Here is a 14,710-nt window from a genome sequence, read left to right as displayed (position 1 = left end):
ATTATAGCTAAAAATAGTCATTAGCAGCGCTAAAACATTTCCATTAGCATATTTCATCAATAAAAAAACCTGAAAATTTATGACACTTATAGCTTAGAGTACGACGATTTCGGAATATATATTCCCACCATTACTTTTATTAAAAGGACCACCAGATAAATAAATCAACCGTTCTGGAATAACGAAATCACTTATACGGCATAACACTTATTTAAATACGGATATAATCTGATGACATCCCCCTCTAAAGGACTTTTTACCTTTAAGACGAAAGCTATTGTCTGGAGTCAAATCATCACCCTGGCCCTTTTACCATTAGTTACTGCCTTTTCCGCCAACGCCGCTTCACCGCAAAATAACGATGATTTACCGAATGAGCAGATGGTAAGTTCGCTCGCGAGTTCATTATCGACAAGTGGCGCCAGCGGGCTTAAAAATCATGCGCAAAGTATGGCTACCGGGGCAGCATCTGCCAATATAGAACAGTGGCTGAGCCAATTTGGCACAGCCAAAGTCGCTCTTAATGTCGATAGCAACGGACACTGGGACCAAAGCGCATTCGATCTGCTCGCCCCACTTTACGATAATCGCAAAGCCGTATGGTTTACGCAGTTCGGGTTGAGAGCACCTGACGGACGCATCACGAGCAATATCGGCACTGGTGTACGAACGTTCTATGTCGATAACTGGATGTTTGGTGGCAATGTTTTTTTTGATGACGACGTTAGCGGAAAAAACCGGCGCATTGGATTTGGAGCTGAGGCGTGGACTAATTACCTGAAATTATCGGCCAACACCTATGTCGGTACTAGCCAGTGGCATGATTCTCGCGATCTTGATGACTATGATGAAAAACCGGCAGACGGTTTCGATATTCAGGCTGAAGGTTATCTCCCTGCCTGGCCGCAGATGGGCGCAAAAGTTATCTACGAAAAATACTATGGCAATAACGTTGCACTCTTCGACACCGACCATCTACAACATTCCCCCTCAGCCATCACCTTAGGCATGAGCTACACCCCTATCCCACTTATATCTTTGGAGACCCATTTTCGCCAGGGGCAGGACGCTGAGAACGACACGCAGTTCCAGATGAATGTTCGTTATGATTTAGGTCACGACTGGCGCTACCAACTGGATCCCGAAAATGTGGACGCATTGCGTACCCTGGCCGGGAGCCGCTATGACCTGGTTGAACGAAATAACCAGATAATTATGCAATATAAAAAGAAAGCTACACAGGGCGTGGCCAATCTCACGCTACAAACCATTACCGATAACTCGCCTGCCGACGGACTAACGCCGAATACTCTGCGAGTGCTGGCAACCAATCGGAACAATACACCGGTCATTAATGCGCCTGTGGTATGGTCAACCAGCGGTCAAGCAAAATTGGAGAATACCGTCACCGTCACTGACGCACAGGGGATCGCCAGCGTCAACCTGACCAATACGGCAGTGGAAACAGTCAACGTCACAGCCCAAAGCGGCGCATCTACCGTGGCGCAAGAGAGTCATTTCAGCGCCGTTAGCATCAGCAATCTGGCGCTGAAAATGACTAAAGATGGAAGCGTAGCTGACGGCAGCTCAGCAGACATCGCTGTCGCAACCATCACGGACGCCAATAATCGTCCCATAGCTAACAGCAAGATTAGCTGGTCGGTCACCGCTCCAGCGGTGGTAAAACAAGCCGATACGCAAACGGATGCCAACGGTCAGGCGCTAATACAACTAACCGCAACGCAGGCCGGTACGGCAACCATCAAAGCTAACGCAGGAAACCTTAGCGCAGAACAACAAGGTACGTTTGTCGCCAATGCGGCAAGTGCGGTAATTTCCACCTTTGCTATCGTCAAGAACAACAGTCCAGCCAACGGTATCACACCTGATGCCGCGCTGCTCACTGTAACGGACGCCAACCACAATCCCATCAGCGATACACGTGTCAATATTAGCGTCAATAACGACACGGTCATGCTCAGACCGCTGAAAGCTACCTCGGTATCATCGTCTGCGCAAACGGATAAAAACGGCCAATTACGGGTAGTCTTTACCGATACCATTGCGGAGTCGGACACACTGACAGCTAGCCTTGATAACGGTGAAACAAAAACAGCAACGGCACAGTTTGCAGCTGACGCGAAATCTGCCCAATTGCAGGATTTGCAACTCACCCAAGATGGCAGCCTTGCAAATGGCTCAATGGAAAATGCTGCGCAAGTGTATGTCACAGACGACCACGGCAACGCCCTCAGTGGCATACAGGTTAACTGGCATGCCGATAAATCAACCGTTCATTTTACCCCGTCCCCCGTCACCGATGCGTCGGGTAAAACAACTATTCATTTTACCGACACCATCGCCGAAAACGTCACCGTGACGGCTCAACTGGAGAACGGAAACCACTTGAGTGTGACCTCCAGTTTTGTCAAGGGCCAGCAAACAGCGACTATCCAGTCTCTGGTGGTTGAGCACGACAACAGCCCGGCTGATGGCGTCACTCAAAATCTGGCAACGGTGACCGTAGTCGACGAAAACGGAACCCCAAGGCCCGATCAACATGTCCGGTGGGCAAGGCAAAGCGGCAACGCCAGGTTCACGCAAATAAATACGACGACTGATGCCAATGGCAGGGCATCGGGCACATTTACTGATACCAAAGCCCAAATGGTAACAATCAGCGCGACACTGGATAACAGCGCCACAAAAACGGTGCAGAGCCAGTTCGTTGCCAACAGCGCAACGGCAAAAATTGCCAGTTTTATCGTCCATCCAAACGGCAGCTTTGCAGATGGTAAAAGCACAGACATTGCCACTGTGATGGTGAACGATGCCTATGGTAATAAGATCGCCGGAGAGAATATTACCTGGCAGAGTAGCCGTAGCAGCGTAGTATTAACACCATCCGGCGCGACGGATGAAGAAGGGAAAGCCTCGGTCACAATGACGGATACCGTTGGCGGGAATGCCACCATTACGGCAATACTGGACAACGGTCAGACGCGAAGGGCAAACGCCTCATTCATTACTATCGCGGTTGGAGCATTAACCTCTGACGTAACCACACAAGATGCGAATGGACAGGCAACGATCGCCTTCACTGCCACACTCACCGCCAATGGTCAGAGCGCCAGCGCCCGAGTGCCAGACTCAGATGTCATCTTCAGTATTACAAACGGTGTCGGCACGCTCAGTGCAACTGAAGCCACCACCAACACCAGCGGCCAGGCAACCGTCACACTCAGCTCAACAACAGCAGGTTCGGTTACCGTTAACGCCAGGTCGAAGGCGAATACCGCCGATAGCGGCCAGTCTCGCAGCGTTAGCTTTAATAAGAACGCGATAAGCCAGGTCATGATTAACGGCTTTAGTTTTGATCCCAGCGCAGGAGTCCCAACCACCGGTTTTCCTGGCGCGAACTTTCAGATATTAATCAATTATGATGCCCGAAATGCAGCCAACTATAGCTGGAGCACGAACCAGTCCTGGGCGAGCGTCGACAGCAGCGGTACCGTCACGTTTTCCGGCGCGCCTGGCACCGCGACTAAAACGGTTACCGTCAGCGCGACGCCCAAAAATGGCGCAACCGGCGATCCTCTGACCTATACCTTTACCGTCAATCGCTGGTTTATATCCGCCGGGAAACAGACGGCCGATCAGTCTGAACCTGATGGCGTTTGCTCAGCGATGGGGATGAACGTCCCCAGCTATACGGAAATGAGCAATTCCCCTCTCGGCGGGAGTGGGCATAATGGAACGCCAGGCACGTTATACGGCGAGTGGGGATCGCTGCTCCACTACCCTACATGGACACGGGTCAGCAACGAAAACGCTGGCTGGGCACAAGAACAGGGACGTAACTCAAGAACCTATATGTTCTGGTCCAACGGGAACGTTTACGATAATGCAGGCGATCACGCCATGGATATCGCCTGCTCTCGCAGTGTGTAATAGATTGACTAAAAAAACAGAGGCGATTGTGTAATCGCCTCTGTCAGACTCGGCCACTAAAAAAGTATTTTTACGCGTTTTTCAACACTTCGCTGACGATCTCAACGGCTTCTTTTTCGATCTGTTTGCGGTGTTCTTCACCGAGGAAGCTTTCGCAGTAGATCTTGTAAGCGTCTTCCGTGCCTGACGGACGCGCGGCAAACCAACCGTTGTCAGTCATCACTTTCAGGCCGCCAATCGATGCGCCGTTGCCTGGCGCTGCCGTCAGACGCGCTGTGATCGGGTCGCCCGCCAGCGTGCTGGCGCTCACCATTTCCGGAGAGAGCTTAGACAACGCCGCTTTCTGCGCGGAGGTGGCTCCAGCCTGAATTCGGTTATAGCTCGGTGCACCAAAGCGCGCCGCCAGTTCGTTGTAATGCTCTTGCGGGTTCTTGCCTGTCACAGCCGTAATTTCCGCTGCCAGCAGACACATGATGATGCCATCTTTGTCAGTCGACCACGGTGTACCGTCGAAACGCAGGAAAGATGCCCCCGCACTTTCTTCGCCGCCGAAACCAAAGCTACCGTCGAACAGACCGTCAACGAACCATTTGAACCCTACCGGCACTTCGACCAGTTTACGTCCAAGGTCGTTCACCACACGATCGATCATCGCGGAGGACACCAGTGTTTTACCCACAGCGACATCTTTGCCCCACTGTGGGCGATGCTGGAACAGGTAGTTGATCGCCACCGCCAGGTAGTGGTTCGGATTCATCAGCCCCGCCGGCGTTACGATACCGTGACGGTCATAGTCTGGGTCATTGGCAAACGCCAAATCGAACTTGTCACGCAGCGCCAGCAGACCGGCCATCGCGCACTCGGAGGAGCAGTCCATACGAATGGCGCCGTCTTTATCAAGATGCATAAAGCGGAAAGTCTGGTCAACCTGATCGTTAACGAGGGTCAGATTCAGGTTGTAGTGCTTCGCAATACGTTTCCAGTATTCGATACCGGAACCACCCAGTGGATCAACGCCCAGCGTCAGACCCGCTTTCTGGATTGCCGCCATATCGACGATATCTGCCAGCCCTTCCACGAAGGGTTGAACCAGGTCTTGCTCTTTAACATGACCGGACGCCAGTGCGGCATCCAGCGGGATACGCTTCACGCCTTTCAGACCATCAGCCAACAGTGCATTAGCCCTGTCCTCTACGACTTTGGTGACGTTGGTATCCGCCGGGCCACCGTTTGGCGGATTGTATTTAATGCCGCCGTCTTCTGGTGGGTTATGGGACGGCGTGATCACAATACCGTCAGCCAGCAGACCGCCTTTTTTATTGTGGACCAGGATAGCATTAGACACGGCAGGTGTTGGCGTAAAGCCGTTGTTTTCCTGCACGATGACATCAACACCGTTCGCCGCCAGCACTTCCAGTACAGAGATAAATGCCGGTTCAGACAACGCGTGGGTATCCTTGCCCACATAGCACGGGCCAGTAATCCCGTTTTTCGCACGTTCTTCGGCAATCGCCTGAGCGATAGCCAGAATATGCGGCTCATTAAAACTATGACGACCCGCACTACCGCGATGCCCGGATGTACCGAACTTCACCGCGTGCTCCGCATTCCCTGCCGTCGGTTTTAGTACATAGTATTGCGCCGTTAACTGGGCGACATTAATCAAATCACTCTGTTGTGCAGGTTCACCTGCACGGTTGTGGATTGCCATTGCCTGGTCCTTCTAATGCAAGGATTAAATTGTTCCGCAAACCTTTTCAATCAACTCCGCGGGGAATTGCATTGACTGCATGATATGTTCAACCATGCTGCATTTACGGCCGGTATTCGTGTTGGTGATCACCCAATATGGCGTGCCTGGCACGTGTTTCGGTTTGGTTTGATTACCATTTTTCAGCAACGTCTGTTCATCCGCTGCGAAATAAACGCGCGTGCGGCCATGCAACGATTCTGTTGCTTGTGCAAACGCGTGTTGATCCAGTGAGTAAAGTGTAGACAGCACCAGCATAAAGCGATTCACTGCTTTTTTCTGTTCCGCATATTCATCGGAAAGCAGCAGTTCACGCATGGCGCGCACTTTGTCTTTCGCGGGGTTGACCGGCTTGGCTTCCACGACAGGTTGCACGGCGCGGACTTCTTTTACTACCGGAGTGACAGGCTGTGATGCGGCGGAAAACTTCAACATACGCCGTAAAATGTCGGATGCGCTCTCGCCAATATGCTTGGTGTGGCTGGCAATATAGCTATAGAGTTCATCATCAACTTCAATCGTTTTCATCTTAATCCAGTGCAATGTTTGGCTGAATACAAGTTGTCAGGACTTTACACACTGTAGTGTAAAGGCAAATCCTAACAGCGGATAGCGTCGAGCCTGGTGACCAGCAAAACTCGGAGTAACCGTAGTTGTTGCAGCCATGTGGCAGAATGGTCAACATGATACCCTAACCCGTGAGTGTGAAAAAAAGAACTTTGCCATGAAATTGAATATCCGAGCGCAATCTGCGCAAAACCCGCACAATAATTCTCCCATCGTCCTGGTTCACGGTCTGTTTGGCAGTCTGGATAATCTGGGCATACTGGCACGCTCCCTGGTCGTTGATCACGATATCATCCAGGTCGATATGCGAAATCATGGCCTCTCTCCCCGCTCACCGGAGATGAATTATCCTGCAATGGCGCAGGATCTGTTGGATACCCTCGATGAGCAACACATCGAAAAAGCGACCTTTATTGGGCACTCCATGGGGGGCAAAGCCGTCATGGCACTGACCGCACTGGCACCGGAACGCATCGATCAACTGGTCGCCATCGATATTGCACCGGTTGACTATCACGTACGCCGCCACGATGAGATTTTTGCCGCCATTAACGCGGTAACAGATGCCCAGGCTTCCTCTCGCCAGCAGGCCGCGAGCGTCATGCGTCAGCATTTGCAAGAAGAAGGCGTGATCCAGTTTCTGCTGAAATCCTTTGTTGACGGCGAGTGGCGCTTTAACGTCCCGGTGTTGTGGGATCAGTATCCCCATATCGTAGGATGGGAAACCATACCCGCCTGGGAACATCCGGCGTTGTTTATCCCCGGCGGTAATTCACCTTATGTGACACAAGCGTATCGCGAGCAATTACTGGCCCAGTTTCCGCAGGCCCGCGCCCACGTTATTGCCGGCGCAGGCCATTGGGTACATGCGGAAAAACCCGATGCGGTGCTGCGCGCTATCCGTCGTTATCTGAGTGAGAAGGTTAACTGATTAAAAACTCAGCGTCCGCGCGCGATTACGTGCGTGGGCGTTGGCGCGCCTCCCCTGCTGATGTATTATGGCGCGCTATCCATCCGGGCAGGCGCCTGGCTGATTGTTTCCCCGAAGTCACCAAGATCATGGCCAAAGAACAAACGGACCGTACGACATTAGATCTGTTCGCGCAGGAGCGTCGCCCGGGACGACCCAAAACTAATCCGCTCTCGCGTGATGAACAGTTACGTATAAATAAACGTAATCAGCTTAAACGTGACAAAGTTCGCGGGCTTAAGCGTGTCGAACTGAAACTGAACGCGGATGCCGTTGACGCATTAAACGAGCTGGCCGAGGCGCGCAACATGAGTCGCAGTGAACTCATCGAAGAGATGCTGATGACCCAACTCACCGCATTGCGCGGTCAGGCATAGTCTGAATTTCTGCTCTAAATCATAAATCGTGTAGCACAGAGTGCAGTCCCGCGTGTTTGCTGTTTCCGCATGCCGGACTGTTCTGCTATGATTGCCCTTATCCGTGGGCAATGCGCCACCACCATTTCAATAAGTTTCAAGAGGTTATTTTACTCATGGCAATCACTGGCATCTTTTTCGGCAGCGACACCGGTAATACCGAAAATATCGCAAAAATGATTCAAAAACAGCTTGGTAAAGACGTTGCCGATGTACATGACATTGCAAAAAGCAGCAAAGAAGACCTGGAAGGGTATGACATTCTGCTGCTCGGCATCCCAACCTGGTACTACGGTGAAGCGCAGTGCGACTGGGATGACTTCTTCCCTACTCTGGAAGACATTGATTTTAACGGTAAACTGGTGGCATTGTTCGGCTGTGGCGACCAGGAAGATTACGCAGAATATTTCTGTGATGCGTTAGGCACCATCCGCGACATCATCGAGCCACGCGGCGCTACCATCGTCGGCCACTGGCCAACGGCGGGCTACCATTTTGAAGCGTCCAAAGGCCTGGCAGATGACGACCACTTTGTGGGTCTGGCTATCGATGAAGATCGCCAGCCGGAACTGACCGCTGAGCGCGTAGAAAAATGGGTTAAGCAGATCGCTGAAGAGCTGCACCTCGACGAAATCATCAATGCCTGATTTCGTGCGGCGTAGATATTCATCTGCGCCGCATCAATAGATAAAACCAATCAAAATAATTGCTACAAATTTGTAACTTTTTCGCCTGACCCTGTACAATGGCTGGATGCCAATCGGGTATTGCACAGTGTGTTTGTTGGTGATACCACGTTTTGATTAACAATATTTGCCAGAGACTTGCAGTTTTCATTTAGGCATGGCAGTTCTATAATGATACGCATTATCTCAAGTGCAATTTCTGTCACTTCTGTTAATGAAGTGAACCGTTTAGCTACAGGACAGATTCCGCATGACTGACAACAATACCGCATTAAAGAAGGCTGGCCTGAAAGTAACGCTTCCTCGTTTAAAGATTCTGGAAGTTCTTCAGGAACCGGATAACCATCACGTCAGTGCGGAAGACTTATACAAACGCCTGATCGACATGGGTGAAGAAATTGGTCTGGCGACCGTGTATCGCGTGCTGAACCAATTTGATGATGCCGGTATCGTGACCCGCCACAATTTCGAAGGGGGTAAATCCGTCTTCGAACTGACCCAGCAACATCATCACGATCACCTGATTTGCCTTGACTGCGGCAAAGTGGTCGAATTCAGCGATGACTCCATCGAAGCGCGTCAACGTGAGATTGCGGCTAAACATGGTATTCGTTTAACTAACCATAGCCTCTATCTTTACGGTCACTGCGCTGAAGGCGATTGCCGCGAAGATGATCATGCGCACGACGCCAAATAATGTGATGCTTTCTGAAAAGCCAACCTTACGGTTGGCTTTTTTTATGGGCGTTACCTGCCCCTTTCCCCTTCCCACCGCTCCTGTGTTGCTTTAATGTAAAAATCAATTGCCTTCATCGGAGAGTCGAAATGGAACTTCGCCAGTTACGCTATTTTGTGCGCATTGTAGAAACCGGCAGCATGGGTAGCGCAGCGCTCGACCTCAATATCGGTGTTTCGGCGCTCAGTCAGCAAATGACCCGTCTGGAAAACGAACTCGCCATACGTCTGCTGCAACGGACTTCTCGTGGCGTGACGCCCACCAGCGCTGGACTGGCTTTTTACTCTCAGGCACAACTGGCATTACGCCACGCAGACGATGCCATCCTTGCGGCACGGGAGGCCAGACTTTCCGGGCACGTCAGCGTCGGTATGGCACCCAGCACCGCTTCCGTGCTCGGAATGCCTTTCATCAACGCTATGCGGGAAAGCTATGCCGATGTCCGCCTGCATGTAGTGGAAAGTCTCTCTGGCAATCTGGAACGAATGATTAATACCCGTCAAATTGATTTGGCCGTGGTCTTTCAGAAGGAAAAAATCCTGCGCTGGAGCGCAAGAGCGATTCTTGAGGAACGGTTATTTTTGATTGGTACTCATACCTTGCTGGCAGGTATTGCGGATGACACTATTGCGCCAGCCGAACTGGTTAATATTCCATTGATAATGCCAAGCCCAGGTCATGGTCTGCGCGGCAGACTGGATGCTATCAGCCAGGAGCATGCGCTGAACATTGAGATCGCCACAGAAATTGACGGCCTGACGCTACTGATGCACGCCGTTCGCAGCGGAATTGGTGCAACACTTCAGCCCGGCGCGGCAATTTCCCATCTTGATAAAGAGACATTAAGAGTGGTTGGCATCCATAATCCCATACTTAGCCGCCCCAACTTTTTGGTCAGCCTTTCTGACGATGAACTCACCCCAGCAGGCCTCGCTGCCCGTGTGGTACTCACCAAAGTGATGCATCAACTGGTGGAATCTGGACGCTGGCCAGGTGCTACCCTTTACAATAATTAAAGGGCTGTTTAGCATCACGTCATAGCGTCCCCACAACTTACTCGTATACATTTTAATTACAAACTTAACAATTGGTTAAGTGGTAATGGAGTCTGCGATGGTTGATGTTCTGGTGATTGGCGGCGGCAATGCAGCACTATGTGCCGCTTTAACCGCCAGGGAGCAAGGCGCTTCGGTATTGCTGCTTGAGGCGGCCCCGCGTGAATGGCGCGGAGGGAACTCCCAACACACGCGTAATTTACGCTGTATGCATGATGCGCCACAGGATGTACTGGTGGAGAGCTATCCCGAAGAGGAGTTCTGGCAGGACCTCTGGCGTGTAACGGAAGGTAATACCAACGAAGCACTGGCTCGGCTGGTGATCCGTACCTCTTCCCAATGCCGCGACTGGATACGCCAGCACGGCGTTAACTTTCAACCGCCACTTTCTGGCGCTTTGCATGTCGCGCGAACGAATGCCTTCTTTATGGGCGGAGGAAAAGCACTCGTAAACGCCTATTATCGCAGCGCAGAAAAACTGGGGGTGCAAATCCGCTATAACACACCAGTCCAGGCACTTGAACTGCATAATGGCAAGTTCGTGGCAGCACTGGCAGGTGCAGAACGCATTCCGGCAAAGACCTGTGTACTTGCTGCTGGCGGGTTTGAATCTAACCGCGAATGGCTGCGAGAAGCATGGGGTGAGAACGCCCGCGGTGAATGGCCAGCGGATAACTTCCTCATTCGCGGCACGCGCTTTAATCAGGGCGTACTACTCAAATTTATGATCGATGCCGGCGCGGACATTATCGGCGAGCCCTCGCAATCACACTGCGTGGCGATTGATGCCCGGGCTCCCTTATATGACGGCGGAATTTGCACCCGGGTGGACTGTGTCTCTCTGGGCATCGTAGTGAACCGTGATGCAGAACGATTTTATGATGAAGGCGAGGATTTCTGGCCAAAACGTTATGCCATCTGGGGACGTCTGGTTGCCCACCAGCCCGGACAAATTGGTTACTCCATTATCGACAGTAAAGCCATCGGTCACTTCATGCCCCCGGTTTTTCCTGGTGCACAGGCCAATACGTTAGCAGAGCTGGCACGTCAGTTGGGACTGGATACTGAGCGCTTTACCCATACTGTCATGCAGTACAACAGCGCCTGCCGGCCAGGGCACTTTGACCACACCACACTGGATAACTGTGCAACACAAAATCTGACACCGGCAAAAACACATTGGGCGCGACCACTGGATACGCCACCTTACTATGGCTATGCCTTACGTCCGGGGATCACCTTCACCTACCTGGGGTTAAAGGTGAATGAACACGCCGCGGTGCATTTTGCAGGGCTTCCAAGTCGCAATCTGTTCGTAGCCGGAGAGATGATGGCGGGCAACGTGCTGGGAAAAGGCTACACCGCAGGTGTGGGCATGTCGATAGGGACCACCTTTGGTCGTATTGCCGGAAAAGAAGCCGCTCTGGCAGCACGTGAGGAGGCTCATCATGAAACAGCTTGAGAGATTAATTATCGAAGCGAAAATGCTTACCGAGCCAGAAGCAGAAGTTGAACGAGTCATGCAAGTTTGCAATGCCTGCCGCTATTGCGAGGGTTTTTGCGCCGTTTTCCCGGCGATGACTCAGCGTCTGGAATTCGGAAAAGCGGATATCAACTATCTGGCCAATTTGTGCCATAACTGCGGCGCCTGCCTGCACGCGTGTCAATACGCACCGCCCCATGAATTTGCCATCAATGTGCCGAAAGCAATGGCAGAAGTAAGGCTGGAAACCTATCAACACTATACGCAACCCGCCACTTTTGGCGCGCTTTACCGCCGGGCTGGCATGACCGTAACGCTGTCGCTGGTTTTCGGCCTGATCCTGTTTTTACTTCTTGCCGTGGGGTTAAAAGGTTCCCTGCTCCATCCTCCGCTGGCCGGAGATTTTTATCAAATTTTCCCGCATAACCTGCTGGCATGGATGTTTGGTTCAGTCTTTATTCTGGCGATGGGTCTGCTCATGGCGGGCGTTATCCGGTTCTGGCGGGAGATTTCTCCGGGGATGCCGCGTTCTGCTGACATTGCTGAAGCCTCACACAATGCGCTGACGCTGAAATATCTCGATGGTGGGCACGGTAAAGGGTGTAACGAAGCGGATGATGCTTTCACCCTGATGCGCCGCCGGTTTCATCACTTCACTTTCTACGGTTTTATGCTCTGTTTTGCCGCCACCGTCGTGGCGACAGGCTACCACTATTTCGCTGGTATCGAAGCCCCCTACCCGTTTTTCAGCATCCCGGTAATCCTTGGCACATTGGGCGGTATTGGTCTGGTGATCGGACCTGCAGGCTTGCTATGGCTGAATTTTAAACGCTCACCGCTACAGGGCGACGCAAGGCAAAAGCCGATGGACCGCGGTTTTATCCTGTTGCTGCTACTGACGAGTCTGACAGGCTTAGCGCTGTTGGCAGGCAGAGATACCTCATGGATGGCTATTTTGCTTGCTATTCATCTTGGTGTCGTCATGGCGCTATTTCTGACCATCCCATACGGAAAATTTGCCCACGGATTCTACCGTTGTGCGGCATTACTCAAGTGGGCAATTGAAAAACAACGCTAAAATGCAAACGGGCGAAGATATCTCTCCGCCCGTTCTTGTTCATACCACGTTTTATTTCGCCGTATTATTACTGCGAATTTCCTGCCAGACCTTATCGCAATCGGCCTTGACGGATTGATCGTTACCCGTACGCGTTGCCTGGATACACTGCTGGTAATCCAGAACGCGCACGCTTTCTTCATTCGCAAACTGCTGGTGCTGTTTTTCTTTCTTCAGCACATTCAACACACTTTGGCAGGCCTCGATTTTCTCCGGCGAGCCCTGTGCGGTATTGATACAAGCGCTGTAGGCTTCCTTAAGACGGCTATCTTCTTTCGGCGCGGGTGATTGCGCGCAGGCAACCAGCCCTGATGCCATGACGGCGATGAGTATCAGCTTTTTCATAACACACTCCTCAACAAAACGGCAGGCTTGCGGCCTGCCGCTGTCGGCATTAGAAGATGGTGAACGGAGCAATAACGATGAATTTCACGTCACGCTCATCCTGGAAGATGTTACCGTAACCACCGCCCCAGCTTGGAATATCTGAATGGTTGTCGTACTGGGTGAAGTGCAGTTTAAACATAGTGCCCTTCGCACGGCCGTCCTGCAGGGTATAGACCGCATCCAGGCTGTAAGACGACTCTTCGATAGTACGATTTTTGTCGTAGTACGCATCCGGATTGAGCTGCCAGGTAGCCGGTTTAGCATCCCACGCGTAAACGTATGATGCACCCACTGCCCAGCCAGGCAGGTTCCAGTTCTTCAGGTCATACATCGCACCGAAGAACACGGCCTTTTCACCGTTGGCGTTGAAGTCAGAGCGGTTATCCCACCAAACGTCCAGACGGCCGTTTGAAGACGCATAGGTCGGGGTCATACGCTGCAGGAAGTAGCCCTGCTGCCCGTCAGCTTTAACCCAGGTCCCTTCCAGTCGCAGATCAACGACTTCTGCCACTTTGTAGCCGAAGGTCAGTGCCTGCAGCCAGGCCGTGCCATCATAAATGTCGTTAACAGTGCGGTCATCTACCTTATCGCGGGCACCGTAAAACTGGTAGCTGGTGGTAAACGGATTACCGCCTAAATCAAATTTGTAGCTGGCTTTGGCGAAATACTGATCGACGTAGCCTTCAGACTGACCGAATGCCGCTTCCAGCAACAGGTTATTTTTGAAGTCATACTTTGCGCCGATTGAATGGAGGTAATCAACTTTGGTCTTTTTATCGGCCTGATAGAATTTATCGACTTCGGTGTGCCACGGTGCTTTATACTCGTTGGCCCACATATAGGAGAAGCTCAGCGCACCCGCATCACCATAATCGAAGTTGGCACCGGCTTCAGCCCCCTGATAGGTGCCAGGCATAAAGCTCCAGTGTGGTGCCAGCAGAGTTTGCCCGGTTGGCTGAATATAACCAGCGCGCGCCCAGGTCGGGCCAAACTTAAATTTAGCTGCCGCTTTATACAGGCTAATCCCGCTCTTATCGCCGGAGTAATCTTCGTCATAGCCTTTATTTTTTGAAGAGAATGCGATTTCGTTTGGATGGCCACTTTCGCTACTTTCGTTCATTTCAATAGCGGTAAATGCTGCGACATCAATACCAAACATATCAGCCGCATAACCGGACTGGAAGTCGAGGTTTGCGTTCCAGGTGGAGTGAGAAAGGTTAGTCTTGTATTTGTCATGATCGGTAACGTCTTTACGGTCACGCTCACGCTGCCAGTAATAAATGCCACCCGTTAAGGTAGAGTCATCAATAAAACCTTCGGCGTGAACCTGAGGAGCGACAACAAAACCCGACATTGCTGTGATACCGGCGATAGCCAGCGCCAGCGTACTACGTTTGCCACTAAACGTACGCATATGTTAATCCTCTTTGACGTATAACCCTTCGTCTTTCAAGCTGCATCTGCGTTGGCTTTCCTCGCTCATCCCAGTCACGTACTGATGTACACTCCCGGGAATTCGCTGCGTCGCCGCCTTGATGCAACTCGAAATCCATTGGGTATTAAATGCTGCCGATAAAAGCGGTCAGCGAAAA

The 14,710-nt window shown here is 51.6% G+C and carries 13 protein-coding genes; 9 read left to right on the top strand and 4 right to left on the bottom strand.

Annotated features, from left to right (window positions below; genetic code table 11):
* Window positions 1-231: 231 nt before the first annotated feature.
* Entirely contained in the window at window positions 232-3,951 is a 3,720-nt protein-coding gene (locus NNO02_RS07715; RefSeq protein WP_271454525.1) for an Ig-like domain-containing protein, read from the top strand.
* 70 nt (window positions 3,952-4,021) lie between these two features.
* On the opposite strand, the gene pgm is transcribed toward NNO02_RS07715, so the two are convergent.
* Window positions 4,022-5,662, bottom strand: a complete 1,641-nt coding sequence (gene pgm, locus NNO02_RS07710; protein ID WP_271454524.1) for a phosphoglucomutase (alpha-D-glucose-1,6-bisphosphate-dependent) — start codon at window positions 5,660-5,662, stop codon at window positions 4,022-4,024.
* A 24-nt stretch (window positions 5,663-5,686) separates the two neighbouring features.
* Window positions 5,687-6,229, bottom strand: a complete 543-nt coding sequence (gene seqA, locus NNO02_RS07705) for a replication initiation negative regulator SeqA (RefSeq protein ID WP_271441588.1) — start codon at window positions 6,227-6,229, stop codon at window positions 5,687-5,689.
* 196 nt (window positions 6,230-6,425) lie between these two features.
* Here seqA and ybfF point away from each other — a divergent pair, with 196 nt between their 5' ends.
* The 8 genes from ybfF (at window position 6,426) to tcuB (ending at window position 12,692) form a co-directional block, all read left to right on the top strand.
* Window positions 6,426-7,199 carry an esterase gene (gene ybfF / locus NNO02_RS07700; RefSeq protein WP_271449855.1) on the top strand — a complete coding sequence of 258 codons (774 nt, stop codon included), beginning with the start codon at window positions 6,426-6,428 and terminating at the stop codon, window positions 7,197-7,199.
* 128 nt (window positions 7,200-7,327) lie between these two features.
* Window positions 7,328-7,615, top strand: coding sequence for a LexA regulated protein (gene ybfE, locus NNO02_RS07695; protein WP_042310165.1), 288 nt, complete (start codon window positions 7,328-7,330; stop codon window positions 7,613-7,615).
* Window positions 7,616-7,770: 155 nt separating this feature from the next.
* Window positions 7,771-8,301: a flavodoxin FldA gene (gene fldA / locus NNO02_RS07690; RefSeq protein ID WP_005121401.1), complete on the top strand. Its 531-nt coding sequence runs from the start codon at window positions 7,771-7,773 to the stop codon at window positions 8,299-8,301.
* 210 nt (window positions 8,302-8,511) lie between these two features.
* Complete coding sequence (locus NNO02_RS07685) at window positions 8,512-8,598, top strand: ryhB-regulated fur leader peptide (protein ID WP_100247215.1); 87 nt, start codon at window positions 8,512-8,514, stop codon at window positions 8,596-8,598.
* Window positions 8,591-9,037 carry a ferric iron uptake transcriptional regulator gene (gene fur / locus NNO02_RS07680; RefSeq protein ID WP_271441586.1) on the top strand — a complete coding sequence of 149 codons (447 nt, stop codon included), beginning with the start codon at window positions 8,591-8,593 and terminating at the stop codon, window positions 9,035-9,037. Before NNO02_RS07685 ends, fur begins: the two co-directional genes overlap by 8 nt.
* A gap of 128 nt (window positions 9,038-9,165) precedes the next feature.
* Window positions 9,166-10,092 carry a tricarballylate utilization LysR family transcriptional regulator TcuR gene (gene tcuR / locus NNO02_RS07675; protein ID WP_271454523.1) on the top strand — a complete coding sequence of 309 codons (927 nt, stop codon included), beginning with the start codon at window positions 9,166-9,168 and terminating at the stop codon, window positions 10,090-10,092.
* Between the two features lie 97 nt (window positions 10,093-10,189).
* Window positions 10,190-11,593, top strand: coding sequence for an FAD-dependent tricarballylate dehydrogenase TcuA (gene tcuA / locus NNO02_RS07670; protein ID WP_271454522.1), 1,404 nt, complete (start codon window positions 10,190-10,192; stop codon window positions 11,591-11,593).
* Entirely contained in the window at window positions 11,580-12,692 is a 1,113-nt protein-coding gene (gene tcuB / locus NNO02_RS07665; protein WP_271454521.1) for a tricarballylate utilization 4Fe-4S protein TcuB, read from the top strand. The genes tcuA and tcuB overlap by 14 nt, the downstream gene beginning before the upstream one ends.
* A gap of 51 nt (window positions 12,693-12,743) precedes the next feature.
* Here the strand turns inward: tcuB and chiQ are convergent, their stop codons facing one another.
* A complete protein-coding gene (chiQ, locus tag NNO02_RS07660) occupies window positions 12,744-13,076 on the bottom strand; it encodes a ChiQ/YbfN family lipoprotein (RefSeq protein WP_005121405.1) in 333 nt (110 codons plus the stop codon).
* 49 nt (window positions 13,077-13,125) lie between these two features.
* Window positions 13,126-14,532, bottom strand: coding sequence for a chitoporin ChiP (gene chiP / locus NNO02_RS07655; RefSeq protein WP_137384491.1), 1,407 nt, complete (start codon window positions 14,530-14,532; stop codon window positions 13,126-13,128).
* Window positions 14,533-14,710: the final 178 nt, after the last annotated feature.

The sequence above is a fragment of the Citrobacter sp. Awk 2 genome, assembly GCF_028069815.1.
Taxonomy (GTDB): Bacteria; Pseudomonadota; Gammaproteobacteria; order Enterobacterales; family Enterobacteriaceae; genus Citrobacter.
The sequence above is the reverse complement of the archived record's forward strand: the minus strand, read 5'-3'. Positions and strand labels throughout refer to the sequence as shown.